Origin of the sequence: Jannaschia aquimarina (assembly GCF_000877395.1) — a bacterium.
Taxonomy (GTDB): domain Bacteria; phylum Pseudomonadota; class Alphaproteobacteria; order Rhodobacterales; family Rhodobacteraceae; genus Jannaschia; species Jannaschia aquimarina.
On record NZ_JYFE01000050.1, the window covers coordinates 77,472 to 100,000 of the forward strand.

At 63.7% G+C, this 22,529-nt stretch carries 22 protein-coding genes (1 of these 22 only partly in view); 14 read left to right on the plus strand and 8 right to left on the minus strand.

Annotated features, from left to right (window positions below; translation table 11 throughout):
* Nucleotides 1-9: 9 nt before the first annotated feature.
* The 4 genes from jaqu_RS14240 to regB all read right to left on the minus strand — a co-directional run bounded on the left by jaqu_RS14240 (nt 10) and on the right by regB (nt 4,781).
* Nucleotides 10-984, minus strand: a complete 975-nt coding sequence (locus jaqu_RS14240) for an aminoglycoside phosphotransferase family protein (protein WP_043919662.1) — start codon at nt 982-984, stop codon at nt 10-12.
* Nucleotides 981-1,505, minus strand: a complete 525-nt coding sequence (tsaE, locus tag jaqu_RS14245; RefSeq protein ID WP_043919663.1) for a tRNA (adenosine(37)-N6)-threonylcarbamoyltransferase complex ATPase subunit type 1 TsaE — start codon at nt 1,503-1,505, stop codon at nt 981-983. The genes jaqu_RS14240 and tsaE overlap by 4 nt, the downstream gene beginning before the upstream one ends.
* 89 nt (nt 1,506-1,594) lie before the next feature.
* The gene (locus jaqu_RS20750; RefSeq protein WP_052500983.1) at nt 1,595-3,349 is read right to left on the minus strand and encodes a PAS-domain containing protein; all 1,755 of its coding nucleotides are present in this window, start codon (nt 3,347-3,349) and stop codon (nt 1,595-1,597) included.
* A gap of 97 nt (nt 3,350-3,446) precedes the next feature.
* Nucleotides 3,447-4,781 carry a sensor histidine kinase RegB gene (gene regB, locus jaqu_RS14255; RefSeq protein ID WP_043919664.1) on the minus strand — a complete coding sequence of 445 codons (1,335 nt, stop codon included), beginning with the start codon at nt 4,779-4,781 and terminating at the stop codon, nt 3,447-3,449.
* A gap of 101 nt (nt 4,782-4,882) precedes the next feature.
* On the opposite strand from regB, the gene jaqu_RS14260 reads away from it, so the two are divergent.
* Both jaqu_RS14260 and jaqu_RS21685 read left to right on the plus strand, forming a co-directional pair.
* A complete protein-coding gene (locus tag jaqu_RS14260; RefSeq protein ID WP_043919665.1) occupies nt 4,883-5,437 on the plus strand; it encodes an ActR/PrrA/RegA family redox response regulator transcription factor in 555 nt (184 codons plus the stop codon).
* 301 nt (nt 5,438-5,738) lie between these two features.
* Nucleotides 5,739-5,891: a hypothetical protein gene (locus tag jaqu_RS21685; protein WP_161793877.1), complete on the plus strand. Its 153-nt coding sequence runs from the start codon at nt 5,739-5,741 to the stop codon at nt 5,889-5,891.
* A gap of 76 nt (nt 5,892-5,967) precedes the next feature.
* On the opposite strand, the gene xylA is transcribed toward jaqu_RS21685, so the two are convergent.
* The 4 genes from xylA to jaqu_RS14280 form a co-directional block, all read right to left on the minus strand.
* A complete protein-coding gene (gene xylA / locus jaqu_RS14265; protein WP_043919666.1) occupies nt 5,968-7,263 on the minus strand; it encodes a xylose isomerase in 1,296 nt (431 codons plus the stop codon).
* 110 nt (nt 7,264-7,373) lie between these two features.
* On the minus strand, nt 7,374-7,775 hold the full coding sequence (locus tag jaqu_RS14270; protein ID WP_043919667.1) for a DUF2177 family protein: 402 nt from the start codon (nt 7,773-7,775) through the stop codon (nt 7,374-7,376).
* A gap of 64 nt (nt 7,776-7,839) precedes the next feature.
* The gene (locus tag jaqu_RS14275) at nt 7,840-8,289 is read right to left on the minus strand and encodes a GNAT family N-acetyltransferase (protein WP_052500984.1); all 450 of its coding nucleotides are present in this window, start codon (nt 8,287-8,289) and stop codon (nt 7,840-7,842) included.
* A 107-nt stretch (nt 8,290-8,396) separates the two neighbouring features.
* On the minus strand, nt 8,397-9,011 hold the full coding sequence (locus jaqu_RS14280) for an HD domain-containing protein (RefSeq protein ID WP_043919668.1): 615 nt from the start codon (nt 9,009-9,011) through the stop codon (nt 8,397-8,399).
* A gap of 539 nt (nt 9,012-9,550) precedes the next feature.
* Here jaqu_RS14280 and ahcY point away from each other — a divergent pair.
* The 12 genes from ahcY to msrP all read left to right on the plus strand — a co-directional run.
* Nucleotides 9,551-10,936 carry an adenosylhomocysteinase gene (gene ahcY, locus jaqu_RS14290; RefSeq protein WP_043919670.1) on the plus strand — a complete coding sequence of 462 codons (1,386 nt, stop codon included), beginning with the start codon at nt 9,551-9,553 and terminating at the stop codon, nt 10,934-10,936.
* 72 nt (nt 10,937-11,008) lie between these two features.
* Nucleotides 11,009-11,254: a hypothetical protein gene (locus jaqu_RS14295; RefSeq protein WP_043919671.1), complete on the plus strand. Its 246-nt coding sequence runs from the start codon at nt 11,009-11,011 to the stop codon at nt 11,252-11,254.
* Between the two features lie 395 nt (nt 11,255-11,649).
* Nucleotides 11,650-12,249 carry a PRC-barrel domain-containing protein gene (locus tag jaqu_RS20755; protein ID WP_052500985.1) on the plus strand — a complete coding sequence of 200 codons (600 nt, stop codon included), beginning with the start codon at nt 11,650-11,652 and terminating at the stop codon, nt 12,247-12,249.
* A gap of 232 nt (nt 12,250-12,481) precedes the next feature.
* Complete coding sequence (locus tag jaqu_RS20760) at nt 12,482-12,886, plus strand: PRC-barrel domain-containing protein (RefSeq protein WP_052500986.1); 405 nt, start codon at nt 12,482-12,484, stop codon at nt 12,884-12,886.
* Between the two features lie 241 nt (nt 12,887-13,127).
* Nucleotides 13,128-14,282 (plus strand): PRC-barrel domain-containing protein, encoded by a 1,155-nt coding sequence (locus tag jaqu_RS14315; protein WP_052500987.1) that lies wholly within the window; start codon nt 13,128-13,130, stop codon nt 14,280-14,282.
* Nucleotides 14,283-14,375: 93 nt separating this feature from the next.
* Nucleotides 14,376-15,086: an extensin-like domain-containing protein gene (locus jaqu_RS14320; RefSeq protein ID WP_043919673.1), complete on the plus strand. Its 711-nt coding sequence runs from the start codon at nt 14,376-14,378 to the stop codon at nt 15,084-15,086.
* A gap of 84 nt (nt 15,087-15,170) precedes the next feature.
* Entirely contained in the window at nt 15,171-15,509 is a 339-nt protein-coding gene (locus jaqu_RS14325; protein ID WP_043919674.1) for a DUF2853 family protein, read from the plus strand.
* Nucleotides 15,510-15,673: 164 nt separating this feature from the next.
* Nucleotides 15,674-18,289: an ATP-dependent chaperone ClpB gene (clpB, locus tag jaqu_RS14330; protein WP_043919675.1), complete on the plus strand. Its 2,616-nt coding sequence runs from the start codon at nt 15,674-15,676 to the stop codon at nt 18,287-18,289.
* A 336-nt stretch (nt 18,290-18,625) separates the two neighbouring features.
* A complete protein-coding gene (locus tag jaqu_RS14335) occupies nt 18,626-19,288 on the plus strand; it encodes a M48 family metallopeptidase (RefSeq protein WP_052500988.1) in 663 nt (220 codons plus the stop codon).
* 183 nt (nt 19,289-19,471) lie between these two features.
* Nucleotides 19,472-19,954 carry a fasciclin domain-containing protein gene (locus jaqu_RS14340; protein ID WP_043919677.1) on the plus strand — a complete coding sequence of 161 codons (483 nt, stop codon included), beginning with the start codon at nt 19,472-19,474 and terminating at the stop codon, nt 19,952-19,954.
* A gap of 138 nt (nt 19,955-20,092) precedes the next feature.
* On the plus strand, nt 20,093-21,604 hold the full coding sequence (locus tag jaqu_RS14345) for an FMN-binding glutamate synthase family protein (RefSeq protein WP_236687865.1): 1,512 nt from the start codon (nt 20,093-20,095) through the stop codon (nt 21,602-21,604).
* Between the two features lie 120 nt (nt 21,605-21,724).
* Nucleotides 21,725-22,529, plus strand: partial view of a protein-methionine-sulfoxide reductase catalytic subunit MsrP gene (msrP, locus tag jaqu_RS14350; protein ID WP_043919678.1) — the 5' portion only. The gene runs 92 nt beyond the window's last position; 805 of the gene's 897 nt are visible here — the first part of the coding sequence; its start codon is at nt 21,725-21,727; the stop codon falls past the right edge of the window.

The window sequence follows — 22,529 nt, forward strand, 5'->3', positions numbered from 1 at the left end:
CCGCGCGCGTCACGGCGAACCGCGGCCCGCTCCGGCGCGCAGGGCGTCGAGCCGGGCCTTCGACGGGGCAGGAAGCTCACCTACGGCTTCGGCGAGACCGGACAGGGACGGGTGCTGGAGGTCCTCTTGGAGCAATGCCCAGGTGCGCGGAATGAAATCGACGTAGCGGGTCTTTCCGTCGCGCAGACAGAGGCGCGCGAACACGCCGAGGATGCGAAGGTTGCGCTGTGCGGAGCAGATCGCCATTCCACGGGTGACCTCCGCTTCGCCTCGGCCAGAGATCGCGCGGTAGCGGGTTATCGCCGCCTCCTCGGCAGAGGCGCTGACGACGCGCCTCGCGTCCCGGACCAGGGATGCGAGATCGTAGTCCGGAGGGCCCGCCATCGCGTCCTGGAAGTCGAGGAGGCCGACCCGGGCTGCCCCGTCACGATCAGGCATCCAGATCAGGTTGTCCGCGTGGAAATCCCGATGCACGAGGACCCGCCCTTCGGGTAGGTCGGCCAAGGCCGCCGCCATCGCCGCTTCGAGGGTCTTTCGGGGGATGGCACCCGGCGCATACCAGTCGACCGACAGGCAGGCGAGATCCGCCATGGCGGAGACATAGTCGGGAAGATCCCCGCAAGGCACGTTCTGCAATCGGGCAAGTGCTCCGGCCGCCGTGGCATAGAGGAGGCTTTCTTCGCCCGGATGCCTGACCAAGTGACTGGAATAGAGGGTATCGCCAAGATCCTCCAAGAGGAGCAGGCCGTTCGTTTCGTCGGCCAGATGGACTTTCGGGACCGACAGCCCCGCTTCTTCAAGGCGGGCCGCGATCTTGACGAAGGGGCGCACATCCTCGCCTGACCCTTGGGGCGCATCCATCAGGACGTAATGGCCCACCCTCTCGTATCGACGCGCGGAGGCATCGCCGGCCAACGGGCGGCGCGGTGTGTCCGCCAGTCCGGCCCGGGCCAGAAACCCGTGGATCCTGTCACTGTCGCTCACACCGGATGCTCCTGTTCGGAAAGGGCGTCGATCAGCCTGGAAGGTGCGGTCAGACGGGCCCTGCGGCCCGGGCCGTCCATGTCCAACGCGATCTCGATGGCATCCGAAGGCCGCAGATCGCCGAGCCGGTCCGGCCATTCAATCAGGCAGATCGCATCGTCGAAGGCCGGCAGAAGGCCGAGCTCATCGATCTCCGATGGGTCGGTCAGCCGGTAGAGATCCGCGTGCCATATCTCCGGCCCGGCCGTGCGATACGTCTGAACAAGCGTGAATGTCGGAGAGGGAACGTCTTCCGGTCCTTGTCCCGACATCTCTTGTGCGCTTTGGATGACGGCTCGTGCGAGGGCAGTCTTGCCCGCCCCGACTTCGCCGCTCAGCAGAACCGTGTCTCCGCGGGTCAATGATCGTGCAAGCGCCTGTCCCAATCGCCGGGTCGCCTCTTCGTCGGGAAGGGAGAGCGTGAGGTGGGAGGCAGACCCGCGCAGGGCGAGAGTGTCGTCCCCCCCCGCACTCCGCGTCATGTCTTTGATCCGTGGCCCCTGCACCATGACCGGCGACCTAACCGGCGGGACGGGTCGCGCGCAAGGCGATGAGCGCACGGCGCCGTTTGTCAGACGATCGCCTCTCGCTGCCGGTCTTCGGTGTCGTCGCCTGTCGCCGATCTCTCGTCCGTGACGCTTGCGACGATGTCTGCCGCGAGGCCGGAAATGCTTTTGGGTCTCGGAAGGTCTGTTCGGCCCTGGCCGGAAAGCCCCGGCGCGACGAAGATCGCGGCCGGCGATGCCTTTCCGTTCGGCTGGCCATCATGGCCCTCATGATCGACGATTGGACGCATCGCGGCTTGTGCCGCGGCCAGATCTCCATGGACGCGGACGGCGAGGCGACCCTCGGGCAGGGGAACCACCCGTATTTCGAGGCTGGTCCCGTCGGCCAGCGAGACGCTCTCGCTCCAGGATGCGGCCTGCGTTCGGTCATGCGCGAGATTGCGCACCTCGCCCCAGAGCGGCGACGGACGGCAGAGCCGGGCCCAACGCGAAAGAAAGGCGTCCCTGTCCGGGGTCGCATCCGGCCCGAACCCGGTCAACTCGCGCATATGGGCGTTCAGGTGGAGGGCTTCGCCACGGGCGCCGAACGCGGCGAAGGCATCGTCCGACTCTTCCAGAAGGGCCGTCAGGACACCTTCGTCCGACCTCCGCTGGCGGGCGAGAGCCATCTCGGCGCTGACATCCTCCAGCAGGATCGCGACCACCCCACCCGCCTGCGGCCGCGCCGTCATCCGAAAGCTCCGCCCGTCTGGCAGGGTCCAGCTTTCGCGCCAGGGCCGTCCGGTTTCGTCCGATGCGGTATCGATTACGGCGCTGCGCCAGGCCTTCCAGTTTCGCGGCTCGGGCAAGCGCTGGTTCTCCCGCAACTGATCCAGAACGTCCGTAAGGTGCGGCCGGGCCGAAAGCCACGCACCGTCCAGCCCCGTCATGTCCAGAAGCTGCGGATTGAACATCACAGCGCGCAGATCGCGATCAAAGATCGCAAGTCCCGTCGGCAAGGCCGAGAAGGTCCGTGTCAGGGTCTGGAGAAAGGTCCGCAGGCTGGTCTCGGCTTCGATGAGGCGACCGAGCGGCTGGGCATGGACGTGGCGCAGACCGTCCTGAACCGGTCCGGATGTGACCTCGAACCATCTCTCGGGTGCGCCGGTGCCACCGAGGCTACGACGGACCGGGCCGTGCTGCTGCGCCTCGTCCTCCGGAAAGAGGACCGGAAGCGGCCATGCGTCCGCTGCCTCTTCGCCCAACGTCGCGGACAACTCGGCGCGGTAGCGGCCATTCGCCCACACGATCTTGCCGTCTTCATCGGTGACCCACGCGAGGAGAGGGGAGATCTTCTGTGAATGGCGGAGCAGGCTCATCTCCTGCTCCAAGGTGTTGAGCGATGCGATATCCACCCGGACGGTCGCGTTCCCCTCGCTCGCGCTGGCGACCGTGATCCGCATCTCGGGCCCGTCGCGAAGCCCGATCACGTAAAGGCGGTCCTGCCCGAAGCCGCCATCGACATGGAAAGGAACTCCGCGGCTCTCGAGGCGGTCCATTGCATCGTCCGCGCCCGGGATCAGTTCGCCCAATGCGTTTCTGAGGTCGGACCAAGCCGTGAGATTGTTGATGGGGGATGGAAGGAAGAAGCCGCCGCCATCGCACTCGACGAGATACCCATCACGAAACAGAAAGGTTCGGGGCGCGGTCAGGATGTCATCCGACATATGCGCGATGCGCCGCGGGAGGGGCCAGAGCACCGTGATCGCGATCAGCACGCCACCAGCGACGAGCGCGACTGCCGGCACAAGCAGGAGTGGCAAAACGGCGAATTCTGGCACGGGCAACCCTCTCGGACATGAGCGTCGGCCCACAAGGAGGTGTCACCAAGAGGTTAAGAGGGCGTTAACTTGCCCCGCGAGGACGTATCCGTCCTGATCAGTTCTGTCCGCCATGCTCGACGAACTCGATCCTGTCGCGGGGCCATTCGATTTCTGCCAGCGCGCCGCGGGTCCCCGGACCGTCGGCCCCCCGATTTGCGAATCGCACCCGCGCGCCCGTCCGGGCAAGCAGTGTCTTGGAGATGAAAAGACCCAGGCCCATTCCGTCCTTCTGACGGTTGCTCTGCACGGATTTGAGAAAAGGATCGCCCAGCCGGCTGAGGATCTCCGCGGGATAACCCGGGCCGTCGTCCTCGATCCTAAGACGCACGGCATTCTCGTCCCATCGCCCCTCGATCCAGACTGTGGCCTCTGCATGGTCGACTGCATTCTGGACCAGATTCCGGAGGCTGTGGATGATCTCGGGCGCCCTCAGGATCCTGGGGCGGCGCGGCGACGTCCCGCTTTCGGCGGCGAAATCGTACAGGATGTCGATGCCGCGGTCCGTGTGGGGTTCGGCTGCCTCCGAGACGATGGTTTGCAGCGGGGCGGCCTTCATCTGCGGGTCCGCGTCCCGCCCCGCCTCGCCCATGGCTCGCAAGATGTCCCTGCACCGGTCGGCCTGACTGCGGATCAACGCGGCATCCGCCCGCTGGTCGGGATCCTCGATCTCTTCCTCCAGCTCGGCCGAGACCAGTTTGATCGTGGCCAGCGGTGTGCCCAGTTCGTGCGCGGCGGCGGCGACCATGCCGCTGATGTCGTGGAGCTTCTGCTCTCGCGAGAGGGCGGTCTGGGTCGCCAGAAGCGCGTTGCTCATGCGTTCGGTCTCAAGCGTCAGGCGCAATGAGAATGCGCCGAGCAGAAGCGTGGTGATGACGATGGCGAACCAGAATCCGATCAGGTGCAGGCGAGGCAGGTCCAGCACGTCTCCACTCTCGGATGTCAGGGGCATGTGATAGCCCCCGAGCAGAGAAATCAGGACGAGCGCGACCGCGCCGATCAGAATCGTCGCACGGCGCGACAGGGTCGTCGCAGCCAGCGTAACGGGGCCCACGATCAGAATGGCGAACGGATTGTTCAGTCCACCCGTGAGGAACAGCAATGCGCTGAGCTGGACGAGGTCGAAGAGCAGGAAGAGCGACGCCTCCCGTTCCGACAACCGGTGTGTCGGGGAATAGAGAAGCTGCGCGGCGAGATTCGCCGCGACCATCAGCAGCACGATCAGGACGCAGGCCAGAAGCGGCAAGGACAACGACAGCGCAAATGTGGCGATCGCCAAGGTTGCGGACTGACCGGTAACTGCGAGCCATCGCATGTTCATCAGCGTCCGGAGGCGAACCGGGGCGGCCCCGGTCTCGGGCGGCAAGAGCGTCGTGGTGGCCTGCGTGGGCATGGAGTGAGGTATGGGTCGGGAACGATTGGCTGCAAGGGCTCGTTTGACCCACGTGGGGATCGCCCCATCCTTTCCCACGATCGCTTTTCAGGGAGGACCCTATGGCCGAGGCCGCTGCGAGAGACATCGGACCAGACAAGACGCTTCTGCTCGTCGACGATGACGAGGCGTTCCTGCGCCGCTTGGAACGAGCGATGGAAAAGCGCGGCTTCGAGGTCGAGGCGGCGGGATCGGTGGCGGAAGGGCTGGCCAAGGCGACCGCGCGCCCATCCGCCTACGCGGTCATCGATCTTCGGCTGGAGGACGGCAACGGCCTTGATGTCGTTGAGAAACTCAGGGAACGCCGACCGGATTCAAAGATCGTGATCCTGACCGGCTACGGCGCGATCGCGACCGCGGTCGCTGCCGTAAAGATCGGGGCGACTGACTATCTGGCCAAACCTGCGGATGCCAACGACATCATGGACGCACTCCTCTGCCCCGAGGACGAGGCACCGCCTCCGCCCGAGAACCCGATGAGCGCAGATCGGGTCCGGTGGGAGCACATTCAGCGCGTGTATGAATTGTGCGACAGGAACGTCTCCGAAACCGCACGGCGCCTCAACATGCATCGCCGGACATTGCAGCGGATCTTGGCCAAGAGATCTCCGAGATAACGGCATCGTGATCGTGCGGTCGGGCGGGATGGATCGGGAAGCGGATACTCGGCCCCAATCTCTGCTGCCGACGAGGCGGGCGCGGCTTGTCACCCTATTATGCAGGAAGCCATATTCGTGCGTTGCGCCTCTTGTCGTCGTGGCTCTGGCTGCCTGTGGCGTAAATCCTGTTTCCTCGCCCGGGTCGCAGTCCGACCGTCATGACCTGGCACTGGTGCCGTCCGTGGGGGGGTTATCGGTCGCGGGGTCTGGCGGGCGAGAGATCGGGTTCGGGCGAGACCGGGACGGGGCCCTGGAGAGTATGACCAGGGTCACCGGACTTCGCCCCAGGCCGGTGGCCTGCGGCGCGGGGCGGGAGCAGTTCGCCATCGGCGATCTTCGGGTCGTGTTCGAAGGCGGCAGCTTCGTCGGTTGGCAGAACGGTGATGATGCCGCCGGAAAAGGTTGTTCGTGACTGTTGGCAAACAGGGTCGGTCTCTCATCTTCCAAACCTGGTGTTCGGGCGGCTCCCCGCGGCCGCGCCCTTTAGGTCAGACGAACCGGTTCACGATCGCCTCCAGACGTTCTTGCCGGCCGGAGCGCGGCTCGGGTTCGATGCTCCTTTCCTCGACCAGCGCAGCGGCCTCTTCCAATGATCCGTCGAGCATCGCTTTCGCGGCGACGCCATCCCACCCGGCATACCGGTCCGCGCGGAGCCGCTCCAATTCTCCGTCCTCCAAGAGAGCCACCGCCGCCTTGAGACCTCTGGCGCAAACATCCATCGCACCCACATGCGCCGCCACCAAATCGACCGGATCCAGCGATTGTCGCCGGAGCTTTGCGTCGAAGTTGGTCCCGCCTGTGGTGAAGCCGCCGGCGCGAAGGATCTCGTAGTAGGCGAGCGCGACCTCGGGCACGTTGTTCGGAAACTGATCGGTATCCCATCCGGACTGATAGTCGTTCCGGTTCATGTCGATCGACCCGAGAATCCCCAGGGACGCGGCCAGAGCCAATTCGTGCTCGAAGGAATGGCCGGCCAGGATCGCGTGCCCCTGCTCGACATTGACCTTCACCTCGCCTTCCAGCCCGAACTCCTTGAGGAAGCCGTAAACCGTCGCGACATCGTGGTCATACTGGTGTTTCGTAGGCTCCTGCGGTTTGGGCTCGATCAGTATGGTGCCGTCGAAGCCGATCTTGCGGGCGTAGTCCACAACCATCTGCAGGAACCGCCCGGCCTGCTGCCGTTCCCGGGCGAGATCGGTGTTCAGAAGGGTCTCGTAACCCTCGCGCCCGCCCCAGAGAACATAATTCTGGCCACCCAGCTTTTGGGTCGCGTCGATGCAAGATTTCACGGTCGCCGCAGCATAGGCGAAGACATCGGGATCGGGATTGGTCGCAGCGCCCGCCATGTAGCGCCGATGGGAAAACAGGTTCGCCGTGCCCCAAAGGAGCTTAGGGCCGCCTGCCTCCATCTTGCCCCCGATGTAATCCACCATCTCTTCGAGGTTGCGGCGGCTCTCTGCGAAGGTGGCGCCTTCGGGTCGGATGTCGGCGTCGTGAAAGCAGAAGAACGGCTGGCCCAGGATCGCGAAGAGGTCGAAGGCGGCATCGGCCTTTGCCTTCGCGTCCTTCATCGTGTCGCCGAACCAGGGCCGCTGGAAGGTCTGGCCGCCGAACGGATCGCCGCCGGGCCAGGCGAACCCGTGCCACCATGCGACGGCGAAGCGCAGATGGTCCTCCAGCCGCTTACCCATGACGGTCGCATCGGGGTCGTAATGCCGGAATGACGTGATGCCGTCGCCCCGCGCGTCGAACTCTACCGGCTCGATACCGTCGAAATACCCCATGGATCTCCCTCCCGTTTGGCCGCGGTCGGGATTCGACCTGCCGAATGCAGAAAGGAATTCGCCGAGCCTGTCGCGTCAAGGGTGACGCGGCAAAGGGAAGGGATTTCTACCTATGCAGTCAGGCTTCGGGCAACCCATACGCCGATAGCCGCCGTCAGCCCGGTCAGGACGGTTCCCCAGGCCCAGTCCGTGGCGACCATGGTCCACGACCAGTCGCGCATGACCGCTTTCGATGTGAGTTCGTATGTCCCATAGGCGAACGCTCCGAGAAGCGCGCCCTGCACCAGTGCCTGCGAGACGCTGCCCTCCTTCAGCGCCGGCCATCCGACGAACCAGACGATGCCCGCGATATACATCAGGTAGAAGAGCGTCGCCGCTCCCATGTCGATGGGGCTGCGCAGCATTTCCCCCAGATGCCTCTGGAATAGAGGCTGTATGACCTGCGTCAGCATTACGGAGTCGAGCGCGAGGAAGGCGATCGCCGAAGCGATATAGAGTGTCAGGATCTGCATGGGCCTCCCCCGGTGGTCAATCAGGTTACGGCGCGCGGCGGCTACCGGATTAGTCCGGTGCGGATCAGAGCCGGAATACCTTGACGATCTTGCCGTCGCGCATACCGGCACCCTGTTCGAAGCCGCGCGAGCGATAGTACGCGATCGCGCCTTCATTGCCGGGATGGATGAAGGCGAAGATGCGCTTGCCGGCGCGGGACCTTGCGGCCCGGTGCGTGGCCTCCCAGAGCTGCGATCCGGTTTGGATGTCGTGGTCTCCGCGTGGGACGAAGGTCGCGATCTCCCACTCGCCACGTTCCTGTCTGGGCGCGATCCACTGGGCCCCGACGATCTCGCCCTCGATTTCAGCCACGTGCCAGATATCGTCTTCGGTCATCCATCGGCTTAGTTCGTCGGCCTTTACGGGGCCTTGAGGCATCACCGTCCCCGGGCGTCCGAAGACGCGGTTCAGGATCGCAGCGATCCCACCGAAGTCGAAGACCTGCGCGGGCCTGACGGAAACCTTGCTCACCATCCGAGCCCGAGAGACCAAGGACGACTCGCGCTGCAGGCAATTTCTAGCAGTGTGGTGGATACGGCTGCCGGGACAAGTCGCATTGCGGGCTCAAAGGTTCTGCTGCGCTATCGGACAGCGTCGCAGGCCGCCAGCAGATCGGTGTGGCGACGCATGAAGGCTTCGCGGACTTCTGCGGGTGGACGCAAATGCAGCGCGAGCCCGTCGATCAGCGCCGGATCGGGTCGTCCGAAATAGCGGTTCGCTTCGACGGTCGTGAAGCCGGCGAGGTGCACGGCTTCCAACCAGGCAGAGACTCTGTCGGCTGCCTTGATGCGCCGTTTCAATGCAGGGGGCGTCACCGCCGGAAGGCCGAATCTGACATGGATCGCCGCGGCCAGCCGTTCGTCCAGCGCGCCGTAGCCCGGACCGACGGCGGCTTTGACCGGCGAGATCATGTCACCGATCACGTATTCCGGCGCATCATGCAGCAACGCCGTCAGACGCTCCCCGGGCGTGGCGTCGACCTTGGCCCTCTGGAACAGCGTTTCGACCAGCAGCGAATGTTCTGCCACGGAGTAGGGCCAATCGCCACGCGTTTGCCCGTTCCAGCGCGCGACGAAGGCGAGGCCATGGGCGATATCGGTGATCTCCACATCGACGGGGGTCGGGTCGAGGAGATCGAGACGGCGTCCCGAAAGCATGCGCTGCCATGCACGGGCTGGAGGTCTATCGCGGGCCATCGGTTCCGTTCTTCGGCCGACGTCAAAGGCAATGCAACCTTATCGCCGCCAGCGGGGTTCATTGGGGGTTACGGGGAGAGAAACCAAACCGGCGCCGTGTCGCCCAGACGGGAGTATTCCGGATGAAGGCAAGTATCCCTCTCGCAGCCATCGCGTTTAGCTGCGCCGCGGCTTCGGCTTCTGCCCAGCAGAATTGCGCACCAAGAGTCATCCTTACCGATAGGCTGAACCAGGCATACGGCGAGGTCTTCTCCGGTGGGGGCCTCCAGAGTGGCGATGCTATCATCGAGGTGTGGACTTCGCCGGAGGACGGAAGCTGGGCCATCCTGCTGACAAAGGCAGACGGGACGAGCTGTATCATGGCGGCCGGCACCGACTGGCAGAGGAACGTCGCCGGCGCCGCGGCTCCCGGCGCGCCCGCCTGATTTCAGCACGCGCTCGACGGCGGCTATCACAGGTATCACTCTCAACGCTGTCTCGTTGATGCCGCCCGGATGGCCTGTTAGTCGGCCGTCCGACACAGGCTGAGGAACGCGCGCATGAAGGACTACGTCATCAAGGATATCGACCTCGCGGGGTATGGCCGCAAGGAACTGGATATCGCCGAGACCGAGATGCCGGGTCTGATGGCCCTCCGCGAGGAATACGGCGAGGCGCAACCGCTGAAGGGCGCAAGGATCGTCGGCAGTCTTCACATGACGATCCAGACCGCCGTCCTGATCGAGACGCTGACCGCGCTTGGCGCGGATGTCCGCTGGGCATCCTGCAACGTCTTTTCGACACAGGACCACGCGGCGGCGGCGATCGCCGCAAGCGGCGTGCCGGTTTTCGCCGTCAAGGGGCAGAGCCTCGAAGAGCACTGGGATTATCTGGATCGGTCTTTCCTTTTCGAGGACGGGCCGAACATGATCCTGGACGATGGCGGAGATGCGACCCTCTACGTCCTTCTGGGCGCCCGGGCCGAAGCGGGCGAAGAGATCATCCCCGTTCCGACGTCGGAAGAGGAAGAGGTGATCAAAGCGCAGATCGCCAAGCGGATGGCCGCATCGCCCGGCTGGTTCACGAAGACGCGCGATCAGATCAAAGGCGTCTCAGAAGAGACGACGACCGGTGTCCATCGCCTGTATGCGCTGCACAAGAACGGGGGGCTGCCGTTCCCGGCGATCAACGTGAACGACAGCGTCACGAAGTCGAAGTTCGATAACAAGTACGGGTGCAAGGAATCCCTCGTCGACGGGATCCGTCGTGCAACCGACACGATGATGGCCGGGAAGGTGGCTGTCGTTCTGGGTTACGGGGACGTCGGCAAGGGGTCCGCCGCGTCGCTGCGCGGGGCCGGCGCCAGGGTCAAGGTGACGGAGGTCGATCCGATCTGCGCGCTTCAGGCCGCGATGGACGGGTTCGAGGTTGTCCTGCTCGAGGATGTGGTCGGCACTGCCGATATCTTCATCACCACGACGGGCAACAGGGACGTGATCCGCATCGAGCACATGCGCGAGATGAAGGACATGGCGATCGTCGGGAACATCGGCCATTTCGACAACGAGATTCAGGTCGCTTCGCTCCGGAACCACAAGTGGACGAACATCAAGGAGCAGGTCGACATGATCGAGTTGCCTTCCGGCAACCGGATCATCCTGCTCTCCGAAGGACGCCTCTTGAACCTCGGCAACGCGACCGGCCATCCGTCCTTCGTCATGTCCGCCAGCTTCACCAACCAAGTGCTGGCGCAGATCGAGCTCTGGACCAAGGGTGAAGACTACACGCCCGGCGTCTACATCCTGCCCAAGCATCTCGACGAGAAGGTCGCGGCGCTGCATCTGGCGAAGATCGGGGCGCAGTTGACGAAGTTGGACAAGACGCAGGCCGACTATATCGGCGTGGCGCAGGACGGTCCCTTCAAGCCGGAACACTACCGGTACTGACGCGAAGGACAGCACCTTCTGGCGAGCCCAAGCGCCGGTCTCGGGAAGACTGAACGGGACGGTGGAACCGGAATGACCGCCATCTCGTCAGGCGGCGGTGGCCGCCCGATTACGGGCGGCCTCACTCGTGGAAAGATCAGACTACGCTCCACCCTTTTATCGGGTGTCGCAGCGTTCGCCGGGGCCGATTTGGTTCTGGCCGTCGCTGGTGTCGGCGGGATTATCGGCTTGAGCGAGAACGATGTCGCCATCCCATTGGCCGGCTCGAAGAAGGCGAAGACGGCCTCGTTTTTCCGGAAAAGACCGACGAAGATTTGAAGGCCATGGCGTCTTTGTCCGGAGAGGGTGAGGAGTTGGCCCTCGATCCGACGATTGCCGGGGATCACGTTGCCATGGATCGCCTTGAGATGGGTGCGTCCGAAATAGGGGCTGGGGGGATGGCCGAAGGAACCGGACCCGTCGACGCTCAGGTCGAGACCAACCGATCCCGCTTGATCCTATGAGGAGACGGCTGCGTTCCACGCCGTGCGCGGCGGTATTCTGTTCCAGCAGGCTGATCGGCCTGTTTTCGCTTCTCCAGAACCGGGCGTCGGGCAGAATCCCGCGAGAAGCGTCGGCCCAAGAGATCCGGACCGGGCATCGTCCGAGTTCTGCGCTTTCATGGTTGCGAGCCGCGGCGCATCCGTCGTGGCCGTCAGCCAAGGAGAGATCGAATGACTATTCGTAGCATCCTCTTCGCCGGCGCTGCGGCGCTGGTCGGAACCGGCGTCATCGCGCAGGAGGCGGTCGAGAACCCGGGAAGTGACGCGGAGGCCGAAATCCTCGCCCCAGAGGGCGGTGAAACCGCGGAAGCGCCGGCCGCGCCGGATGCAGGCACCGAAACGGAAATGGCGGGAGATTCCGAAGGCCTCTACGGCGCCTTTGGCGACCGAGCGGTGGCTGACCTCATCGGCCTGAACGTTCTCGCGAATTCAACCGAGGGCGAGATCCGCAATGTCGGCGAGGTCGAGAGCCTTGTCCGGACCGCAGGTGGGGGCGACGAGGTCATGGCCGTCGTCGGTGTCGGAGGCTTTCTGGGCTTTGGAGAGCGTGACGTTGCCGTTCCTCTCGCCTCATTTGAAGAAAACGAACTCGGTCTGGTTCTGCCGGGCATGACGCGAGACGAACTCGAAGCGATGCAGCCTTATGACGGAGCGGGGGTCGAGCTGACCATGGACATGACCGTGGACGGCCAGCCGATCGCACCGGACACAGAAATGCAGCCGCCCACCGGTGAAGACGGTGCCGCAGAAGAGGGAGTCATTACCGAGTGACGTCCCAGTATCTGGCCCTGCCGCGGACCGGTAGGGCCACTTCACGCCCGGTCCGGCAGGGTGCCGTCAAGTCTCGCCGGACGCGTATTCGTCGGTTCGGCAGGCGGTCGGGCAGGACTTCGCCGATGCTTGCAGCATGGACCGGCCGATTGCAGGGGCCGGCGGCCCAGCACTCTTCCGCTAGCATCGCCGCCGGGTGATCCTTCGCGATCCATTTCAAAGGAACCTGATCATGTTGCGCACCATCCCCATCATTTTTGCGGTGTACTCCGTGGCTCTCCTGCAGATACCGGCTTTGGCTCAGCAAGGTCCGGTTGGCGCCTTCGCGGACACGGCCGTGGGCGATCTCGTCGGAGCCGATGTTCTGGCGGCCGATGGCGATCCTATCGGCGAAGTGGAACGACTGGTCGATGTACGCGGGGAGGTCCTCGCAATCGTCGGTGTCGGAGGCTTCCTCGGCTTCGGCGAGCACGACGTCGCGATCCCGCTCAGGGAATTCGTCCAGGCGGAGGACTCCCTCAGCCTGTCGGCCTATACGCGATCGGACCTGCAAGCGATGATCGCTTATCAAGGCGAGGGCGACCCTCTGCCGCTCGACATGACCGTAGCTGGCTCGCGCGGCGATTCGGACGGGTAGGAGGACGTGTACGAGTATGTCGTCGGACCGGTCGGCGGCGACACAATGTGTCATTTCCCGAGAATGCAGGCACGCCTGAAGCCCTGTAGGGCAGGCGGTACCGTGTCTTGAGGGAGTGGGTGATTGTAACGTCTTCGGCCGCGCTTTGGTTGCAGAACGGGAATTTTTTTTCCGAGCAGGAACTTGGACGGAATGTCGCGGGCTTAACAGGCACTGCAAACAATCCTCCAAGGAGGGAATCATGAAGACGCACAACCTGCTGCTGAGCAGCGTCGCGGTAATCGCACTCACCGGTGGCATCGCCATCGCCCAGACCGCGGATCTGGACGGCGATACCGAAGGTCAGGACACGGCACTCGAGAACACGCTGGATCAGGACGGCAATCCGATCGTCGTCGAAGGCGATACCATGGCCGCCGGCGCCATGGGCGGTCAGATCGTCGTCGAGCAGCCCGACGCCGAAGTGTCGGTCAACGTTCCCGATCCGTCCGTAACGGTCGATCAGGCGCGCCCGGAAGTCTTGGTCGAGCAGGGGGAGCCGCAGATCACCGTGACGGTCGCCGAACCGACCGTGACCGTCGAACAGCAGGCTCCGATCATCACGATCGAGCAGGCCCAGCCGCAGGTGACCGTGACGATCCCCGAGCCGACCATCACAGTCCGTATGCCCGAACCTGACGTGAACGTTGCGACGGCCGAGCCCGAGATCGCCGTCGATCAGCCGGAGCCCATCGTGCGCTTCGTGCGACCGGAGCCGCGTATCACGATCGAGGAAGCGGAACCCAACGTGCAGGTCACGTCGGCCGAGCCCGAGATCCGCGTCAACCGCGCGGACGCTGCGGAAGTCACGCTCGAACAGGCTGAAGCGAATGTCCAGATCGAAGAGTCCGAAGGCGACGGTAACGTCGTGGTCACCGAGGCGGAGCCGCAGGTGAATATCGAGGCGGCCGAGTCGGCTGACATTCAGGTCGAGCAGGCCGATGCCAACGTGACGATCGAGGACGCCGATCCGAACGTCGCGATCGCCGAAGAGACTGAGATGGCGGAAGGCGAGATGACCGAGACGACGCAGTCCGGCGGTCTATACGCGGCTTTTGCGGACTCTCGCGTTTCGGACTTGGTCGGGATGGATGTGCTGTCGACGAACGGGAACGATGTGGGTGAAGTCGACCGGCTGATCCGCACGTCCGCAGGCGAACTTGCCGCGATCGTCGGAGCCGGAGGATTTCTCGGTCTGGGCGAGCACAGCGTTGCGATCCCGCTTGACCGGTTCGCGATGACCGAAGAGGGCCTGATGCTCGAAGGCATGACTGAATCCGAGTTGCAGGCGATGCCCGAATGGGACGAGCAGGGCGAAGTCATGCCGCTCGGCCTGACGGTCGGCGACGCGTACTGAACGATCCTAGCGAATGAATCGGAAGGGCCCCGGTCGGGGCCCTTTTTTCATATTGGGCTTACGGTTCCCCGCCGATGGAAGCATTCTGTCCCGATGCTGCGCCGCGCCGTCCGTCTGCTCCGATTGCTGTCACGCCTCGCGACTGTCCTGCTCCTCCTCTGGGTGGGTTGGTGGCTGTCGGTAGACCCCGATAGCCCGCTGCCGGTCCAATGGCGTCCGGGGACGCCCCTCGACGTTTCACTGACAGAAACCTGGCTGACCCCGATCAAGCTTCGGATGGCCCTGTCATCTCCGGGCCGATGTCTGGCGGCCCTGTCGACCGGCGCGACTTATGAGGAGTTGCCGCCTCTCGAAGACGGCGCGAGGTGCGGCATAGCCAACCGTGTCGCCGTGACGGGGATCGGCGGCATCCCGATCCCCGAAGTGGAAACGAGTTGTCCCGTCGCGCTCAGGCTGGCGATGTGGGCAAGGCACGACCTCCGCGCTGTCGCAGAGGAAACGTTCGGTTCCCCGCTCGAAGAAGTCCGGCACCAGGGAAGCTATAACTGCCGGACCATCCGCGGTGGAAACAGGATGAGCTATCATGCGACGGCGCGCGCCATCGACATCCGGGCGGTCGTCATCGGCGGCCGGGAAATCCCGCTGTTGGGAAACTGGGACGGCGACACCCCAGAGAGTCGGTTCTGGCGCCAAGCGCATGCCAGGTCGTGTGGTCGCTTTGCGCTGGTCCTCGGGCCGGATTTCGACGCCAACCATGCAGATCATCTGCACCTTCAATCGGCCGGCTGGGGCCTTTGCCGTTAACTTTCCCTTTATTTCCGCTCCGGGCGACGGCAACACTCTGCCCGGGGGCGCGCGAGGACGCCCGGAAGGACAGGAAGAGTAGCTATGAGCAAGCTTGACGAGAAGGTCGGCAAGTACATCCAGGTGGTGAAGGACAAGGGCGTCGATCTCGACACGGATCTGCTGCGGAAGGTGACGCAGGCCTGCGGCCCCTCGATCTACAACGCGGATTCCGAAACGATCGCGGCAAGCCAGCCTGGAGAGATCGAAACAGTCAAGAACAACTTCCTGATCAAGAAGCTGGGCCTGAGCGAGGGGCCCAAGCTGGACGAGGGCCTGGACGCCGTGCTGGATCAATACGGACGTTCGGATCGCAACAAGTACCGCGCGGTCATCTACTACATGCTGACGAAGCATTTCGGGAAGGAAGCGGTCTACGGCTGACCCTTTCCCGACGATGATTGGAGGGCGCCTGCGGGCGCCCTTTTTCGTTCGCCCGCGGGTTGCATATGTGCAACACCTCACCCATGTCGATTTCATGAGGCCCGAACGCTGCCGTGCCCTGTCTGGGGCGGCCTTTCCACCGGGTGCTTGAGAGGAGACAGGACATGGACTTGGAGAAGTTCACAGAGCGGGCCCGCGGGTTCATCCAGGCCGCTCAGACCATTGCCAGCCGTGAAGGACATCAGCAATTGACGCCGGAGCATCTGCTCAAGGCGATCATGGACGATGAGCAGGGCATGGCCGCCAATCTGATCGACCGCTCCGGCGGGGCATCTGCGCGCGTGCGCGACGCGGTGGATGCTGCCGTGGATCGGCTGCCAAAGGTATCCGGCGACGCGGGGCAGGTCTACCTGAGCCGTGAGACGGCGACGGTCCTCGACGAAGCAGAGAAAGTGGCCAAGAAGGCCGGCGACAGCTTTGTGCCCGTCGAACGGATGCTGATGGCTCTGGCCCTGGTGAAGTCGAAGGCGAAGGACGCGCTGGAAGCTGGCGCCGTCTCGGCCCAAGGCCTGAATGCTGCGATCAACGACATTCGAAAGGGCAGGACCGCTGATTCCGCGAGCGCGGAGGACACCTTCGATGCGCTGAAGAAGTATGCTCAGGACCTGACGGAGCGGGCGCGAGAGGGCAAGATCGACCCGATCATCGGCCGCGACGAGGAGATCCGGCGCGCGATGCAGGTGCTGAGCCGTCGCACCAAGAACAATCCTGTTCTGATCGGCGAGCCGGGAACCGGCAAGACCGCCATCGCCGAAGGGCTGGCCCTGCGCATCGTCAACGGCGATGTGCCCGAGAGCCTGCGAGACAAGAAGCTGATGGCGTTGGACATGGGGGCACTGATCGCCGGGGCGAAGTACCGCGGTGAATTCGAGGAGCGGCTGAAGGCCGTCCTGTCCGAGGTCGGCGCCGCAGCGGGCGAGATCATCCTCTTCATCGATGAGATGCACACTCTTGTTGGCGCAGGGAAGACTGACGGTGCGATGGACGCGGCCAACTTGATCAAGCCCGCGCTGGCGCGCGGCGAGCTGCATTGCGTGGGCGCCACGACGCTGGATGAGTACCGCAAGTATGTCGAGAAAGACGCGGCCCTTGCGCGGCGCTTCCAACCGCTCCTGGTGGACGAACCGACGGTCGAGGACACGATCTCCATCTTGCGTGGCATTAAGGAGAAGTACGAGATGCACCACGGCGTGCGGATCTCGGACTCTGCCTTGGTCGCTGCGGCGACCCTCTCGAACCGGTACATCACCGACCGCTTTCTGCCCGACAAGGCCATCGACCTGATGGACGAGGCCGCGTCGCGGCTGCGCATGGAGGTCGATTCCAAGCCGGAGGAACTGGATGCGCTGGATCGCGACATCCTGCAGAAGCAGATTGAGGTCGAAGCCCTCCGCCTTGAGGACGACCAGGCATCGAAGGACCGGCTCGAGACGCTGGAAAAGGAACTCGCCGATCTGCAGGAACAATCGGCCCAACTGACCGCCAAATGGCAGTCAGAACGCGACAAGCTCGACAGTGCGCGGCATCTGAAGGAGCAGTTGGATCACGCGCGGGTCGAGCTTGATCAGGCCAAACGAGCCGGTGACTTCGCCAAAGCGGGCGAACTGCAATATGGTCGGATCCCTGAACTCGAACGCCTGTTGGCCGAGGCCGAGGATCGTGAGGGCGACATGATGGTCGAAGAGGCCGTGCGCCCCGAGCAGATCGCCGCCGTGGTCGAGCGGTGGACCGGCGTTCCCATGTCCAAGATGCTCGAAGGCGAGCGTGAGAAGCTCCTGCGCATGGAGGATGAACTCGGCCGTCGCGTCATCGGGCAGAAGCAGGCGGTGACTGCCGTGGCCAATGCCGTTCGGCGGGCCCGCGCGGGCCTGAACGACGAATCCCGGCCATTGGGCAGCTTCCTGTTTCTCGGACCGACGGGCGTCGGCAAGACCGAGTTGACGAAGGCGCTGGCCGAGTTCCTGTTCGACGACGACGGTGCGATGGTCCGCATCGACATGTCGGAATTCATGGAGAAGCACGCGGTCGCCCGTCTGATCGGCGCACCTCCGGGTTACGTCGGCTACGATGAGGGCGGTGTTCTGACCGAGGCGGTGCGGCGGAGGCCCTACCAGGTCGTGCTGTTCGACGAGGTCGAAAAGGCCCATCCGGACGTCTTCAACGTGCTGCTTCAGGTTCTGGACGACGGCGTTCTCACGGATGGCCAGGGCCGAACCGTGGATTTCAAGCAGACGCTGATCATCCTTACGTCCAACCTGGGCAGTCAGGCGCTGAGCCAGTTGCCTGACGGAGCCGATGCGAGCGCGGCCAAGCGTGACGTGATGGATGCCGTGCGCGCGCATTTCCGGCCGGAATTTCTGAACCGGTTGGACGAGGCGATCATCTTCGACCGGCTCGCCCGCGGCGACATGGCCGGGATCGTGGAAATCCAGATCGCGCGTCTGGCAAAGCGGCTGGGCGGTCGCAAGATCACGCTCAAGTTGGATGATGCAGCAAAGGGTTGGCTCGCAGAGGAAGGATACGATCCGGTCTTCGGCGCGCGCCCGCTGAAACGGGTGATCCAGCGGAGCCTGCAAAACCCCTTGGCCGAGATGATCCTTTCGGGCGATGTGTCCGATGGCGATGTCGTCGCGGTATCCGCAGGGCCGGACGGTCTCATGATCGGAGATCGTGTCGCGCAAAGCGATCGGCATCCACCCGAGGACGCGGTCGTCCACTGATCAATCGGTGCCCCTGGCGGGGCACCGATCTCATTTTTGGAAGAAGCCGACGCGATCGCGCCGAAATCATCGGTGCGATCTTTGATTGCGATATCGCGCTCCCTTTCTCCGACATGTCTCTGAGAGACGCCTCAAGCTCCCTGTCTGGAACAGTCTGCGCCGCGTGATGAGGCCCACAACGCCCACGGGCTCCTCGACCGTGAAAGACCCAAGGGCTGGTGCGGAACGCCTTTGCGCCGAATACGTTCGCCTTGCATGTGCAATTGCTCGATCACGCGCCGCCGTTTCCTCGCGGGGGCGGCTCTCTCCGCACCAATTACGACAACCGGGTGCGACATGCCGATCCTCGTTTCAGAGGCAGAGGCTGCGCGGATGGGCGAAGAGGCCTGGGCAGCGATCCGTCAAAGAAGTCCTCTCTCGTCGAACACCGAATACTCGGAAGTCACACGCCGTGTAGCTGGACGCCTGCTTCGGGCAGGAGGGCATGACACCGGAGATTGGGAGTTCGCGGTTTTTGCGGGCGATCAGGTGAACGCCTTCGCGTTGCCCGGCCGGAAGATCGGTGTCTACGAGGGAATGCTCGATTTGGTCACGTCCGAGGGTCAACTGGCGGCCGTCATCGGACATGAGATCGGGCATATCGAAGCCGATCACTCCCGCGAGCGGATGAGCGCCCAGATGGCAGGCAACGCAGCGCTTCGTGTCCTGTCCTGGTTGCTTGATCTGGGTGAGGTCGAGTTTGCGGATGAGATCGCGGCGGCGCTCGGCGTCGGCGTCGAATTCGGGGTGCTGAGGCCCTACGGACGAGGTCAGGAAGAGGAGGCGGACCTCCTTGGGCTGCACCTCATGCGCAGCGCCGACTATCAAGGTGAGGAGGCGGTCGCGCTGTGGCAGCGTATGGCCGCACGCGGGCAGCGGGGCCCGGACTTTCTTTCAACGCACCCGGCCCCGCAAAGTCGGATCGAAGCCTTGCAAGAAGCGATCTCGGTTGCATCTTGATCGCTGCTCTGGCGCGCAGTCTGGCGAGACCTCGACGGTTCTTCCTGTGGATGCGCGGGAGGCCGCCGATGCAGATAACAAAAGTGTGAATTCTTCACACAAGTGGAAACCGAAACCTACTTCCCTGCGTATTATGAGTGATGGTTCGACACCGACCATCCCAAGTCCAACGGGAGAATGAATATGATCCGCAACACGATGCTTGCCGCCGCCGTCACCGCCATGGCCGCCCCTGCCTTCGCTCAGTCGGCCACGCCGAACCTGGTCGAGACAGCGCAAGCCGCCGGTGATTTTGGCACGCTGCTTGCCGCTGCTGAAGCTGCTGGCCTGGTCGAAACGCTGACGGGCGAGGGTCCGTTCACCGTGTTCGCGCCGACCGACGAGGCATTTGCCGCGCTGCCCGAAGGCACGGTGGAAAGCCTGCTGCAGCCTGAAAATCAGGAGCAGCTCGCGAACATCCTGCTGTACCACGTCGTCCCCGGCAAAGTGATGTCGACCGATCTGCAGGACGACATGGAAGCTGACACCGCGCTTGAAGGTCAGTCGGTCACGATCGATCTGGACGATGGTGTGATGGTCGAAGGTGCGACCGTGACGTCCGCCGACATCGAAGCCTCGAACGGCGTGATCCACGTGATCGACAGCGTGATCCTGCCCGAAGGCTGAATTCCGCATCTTGAACGAAAGGGCGCCTTCGGGCGCCCTTTTTTCTTGGATATCGTTCACCTCCTGGTCAGCGAAAGGTATTCCGACTGTGGGGGGATGCCGTGTGGCGGGGATCCCAGGCGACACGAGGAGAGCCGAATGATCATGGTCGACTGGGCAGGGTGGATAATCCAGGCGCTCGCTTTGGGCTTCGTCTTCTTGATCGGCATGGCTGCCGCAACGGCCGCGGTCCTGTTCGTCGTGGACCGCACGCAGACACACGACGCAATCCGTCGCAACTACCCGGTCATCGGTCGGTTCAGGTCGCTGTTTACAGAGCTGGGTGAATTCTTCCGGCAGTATTTCTTCGCGATGGATCGGGAGGAGATGCCGTTCAATCGCGCTCAGCGGGACTGGGTTGCGCAGGCCGCCGAAGGCGAAAGTAACACGGTGGCCTTCGGGTCGACACGGAATATTGGCATTCCGGGAACGCCGATCTTTGTGAATGCCGCCTTCCCTCCGCTTGAGACGCAGGCGGCCAAGACCGAACCGATGGTGATAGGCCCCGGTGCGCGTCAGCCGTTCGAGGCGCCATCGATCTTCAATCTGTCGGGTATGAGTTATGGCGCGATCTCGAAGCCAGCCGTCCGTGCGCTGAGCCGAGGATGTGCGGATGCAGGCATATGGATGAATACCGGTGAAGGCGGATTGTCGGAATATCACCTCGAAGGGGGCTGCGATCTCGTCTTCCAGATCGGGACGGCGAAATTCGGCCTTCGGGATATCGAAGGTTCTCTAAGCGAGGAGAAGCTCCGCGAAGTCGCGGCGATCCCGCAAGTCAGGATGTTCGAGTTGAAGCTGGCGCAGGGCGCGAAACCCGGGAAGGGCGGTATCCTGCCCGCCGCGAAGGTGACGCCGGAGATTGCTGAGATCAGGGGATTGCGGCCCGGGGAGGATGGCATCAGCCCGACCCGTCATGCCGAGGCCTCGAATGCCGGCGAATTGCTCGATCTGATCGGCCGGATCCGCGAGGTCTCCGGCAAACCGGTCGGGATCAAGACGGTAGGAGGAGCTGCCGAGGCCTTCGTCGAGCTCTTCGATGTGATCAACGAGCGGGGTCCCGATTCTGCTCCGGACTTCATCACGCTCGATGGCGGGGAAGGGGGGACCGGCGCGGCGCCGATGCCATTGATCGATCTGGTCGGCATGTCGATCCGCGAAGCTCTGCCGATGGTGAGTGGGCTGCGCGACGCGGCGGGGCTCAAGGACCGGATCCGGCTGATCGCGTCGGGGAAGCTGGTCGGTCCAGGTGACGTTGCTTGGGCCCTTGCGGCCGGCGCCGACTTTGTCGTGTCGGCGCGCGGCTTCATGTTCAGCCTCGGCTGCATCCAGGCATTGAAGTGCAACAGGAACACCTGTCCCACAGGCATCACGACGCACGATCCTCGGCTTCAGAAAGGGTTGGTCGTCGAGGACAAATGGAAGGGCGTCTCGAACTATGCGACCGGGATCATCCGGGAGGTCGAGACGATTGCCCATTCCGTCGGTGTCAGCGAGCCGCGGCAGATGCGACGGCGGCACGTTCGGATTGTGCAGGCGGACGGAACCAGCATCCCGATGCATGAACTCCACCCCCGTGCCGATGCGCATGCGAAGATGGCCGCACAGTAGTCGACGGACGGTCAAACCCGGTTACATTCGCGTGAGCCGTGGCGCCTGGCCCAGACGCGGCCCGGATTTTCCTACTATCTACGAAGGCAACGAAGAACCGCACGAAATAGGACCTTGCCCATGTGGAAGCCGGACCTCACCCGAGATGACGTGACACCGGAGCGGATCTGGCTGAACCGCCGGCGTCTTATTCAGGCGTTGGGAGCAGGCTCCCTCGCGGGTGCGCTGCCGTTCTCTGCGGCTGCCCAAGAGGTGTTGGAGCCGAACACCTGGGAAGAGATCACCACCTACAACAATTTCTACGAGTTCGGGACCGACAAGGGTGATCCGGTCCGGTATGCCGGAGCGATGCAGACGCAGCCTTGGACCGTGAAAGTCGACGGATTGGTCGACAATCCTGGCGACTACGATCTGACCGACCTGATCGGCGATCTCCCCACGGAAGAGCGGATCTACCGTTTCCGCTGTGTCGAAGCCTGGTCGATGGTGATTCCCTGGAACGGCTTCGAGTTGCGGGCCCTGCTCGAGAAGGTCGGTGTGCAGGACGACGCAAATTACGTGGCTTTCGAAACGGCGGTCCTGCCGGAAGTGATGCCGGGCGTCCGAAGGCCGATCCTAGACTGGCCGTACCGCGAGGGGCTGCGGATGGACGAGGCGATGCATCCTCTTACGATGCTGGCAACTGGCATCTACGGTCGGCTGATTCCGAACCAGAATGGCGCGCCGATGCGATTGGTCGTGCCTTGGAAATATGGCTTCAAGTCGATCAAGAGCATCGTCCGCATCAGTCTGACGGCCGAGCGACCCTACGCAACGTGGGAGGCGTCCAATCCTCGGGAGTACGGGTTCTATGCGAATGTGAATCCCGAGGTGGATCACCCGCGCTGGTCGCAGGCCAGCGAGCGGGTGATCGGAAGTGGGCTCT

Coding starts and splice junctions, on each gene's coding strand:
- jaqu_RS14270 (WP_043919667.1), bottom strand. CDS start 7,775: ATGCAGATCCTGACACTCTATATCGCTTCGGCGATCGCCTTCCTCGCG.
- jaqu_RS14335 (WP_052500988.1), top strand. CDS start 18,626: ATGCCGATCCTCGTTTCAGAGGCAGAGGCTGCGCGGATGGGCGAAGAG.
- jaqu_RS14295 (WP_043919671.1), top strand. CDS start 11,009: ATGACCGCCATCTCGTCAGGCGGCGGTGGCCGCCCGATTACGGGCGGC.
- tsaE (WP_043919663.1), bottom strand. CDS start 1,505: ATGACGCGGAGTGCGGGGGGGGACGACACTCTCGCCCTGCGCGGGTCT.
- xylA (WP_043919666.1), bottom strand. CDS start 7,263: ATGGGGTATTTCGACGGTATCGAGCCGGTAGAGTTCGACGCGCGGGGC.
- clpB (WP_043919675.1), top strand. CDS start 15,674: ATGGACTTGGAGAAGTTCACAGAGCGGGCCCGCGGGTTCATCCAGGCC.
- jaqu_RS14345 (WP_236687865.1), top strand. CDS start 20,093: ATGATCATGGTCGACTGGGCAGGGTGGATAATCCAGGCGCTCGCTTTG.
- jaqu_RS14280 (WP_043919668.1), bottom strand. CDS start 9,011: ATGGCCCGCGATAGACCTCCAGCCCGTGCATGGCAGCGCATGCTTTCG.
- jaqu_RS20755 (WP_052500985.1), top strand. CDS start 11,650: ATGACTATTCGTAGCATCCTCTTCGCCGGCGCTGCGGCGCTGGTCGGA.
- jaqu_RS20760 (WP_052500986.1), top strand. CDS start 12,482: ATGTTGCGCACCATCCCCATCATTTTTGCGGTGTACTCCGTGGCTCTC.
- jaqu_RS14325 (WP_043919674.1), top strand. CDS start 15,171: ATGAGCAAGCTTGACGAGAAGGTCGGCAAGTACATCCAGGTGGTGAAG.
- jaqu_RS14315 (WP_052500987.1), top strand. CDS start 13,128: ATGAAGACGCACAACCTGCTGCTGAGCAGCGTCGCGGTAATCGCACTC.
- regB (WP_043919664.1), bottom strand. CDS start 4,781: ATGCCCACGCAGGCCACCACGACGCTCTTGCCGCCCGAGACCGGGGCC.
- jaqu_RS14340 (WP_043919677.1), top strand. CDS start 19,472: ATGATCCGCAACACGATGCTTGCCGCCGCCGTCACCGCCATGGCCGCC.
- jaqu_RS14320 (WP_043919673.1), top strand. CDS start 14,376: ATGCTGCGCCGCGCCGTCCGTCTGCTCCGATTGCTGTCACGCCTCGCG.
- ahcY (WP_043919670.1), top strand. CDS start 9,551: ATGAAGGACTACGTCATCAAGGATATCGACCTCGCGGGGTATGGCCGC.
- jaqu_RS14275 (WP_052500984.1), bottom strand. CDS start 8,289: ATGGTGAGCAAGGTTTCCGTCAGGCCCGCGCAGGTCTTCGACTTCGGT.
- jaqu_RS21685 (WP_161793877.1), top strand. CDS start 5,739: ATGACCAGGGTCACCGGACTTCGCCCCAGGCCGGTGGCCTGCGGCGCG.
- jaqu_RS14260 (WP_043919665.1), top strand. CDS start 4,883: ATGGCCGAGGCCGCTGCGAGAGACATCGGACCAGACAAGACGCTTCTG.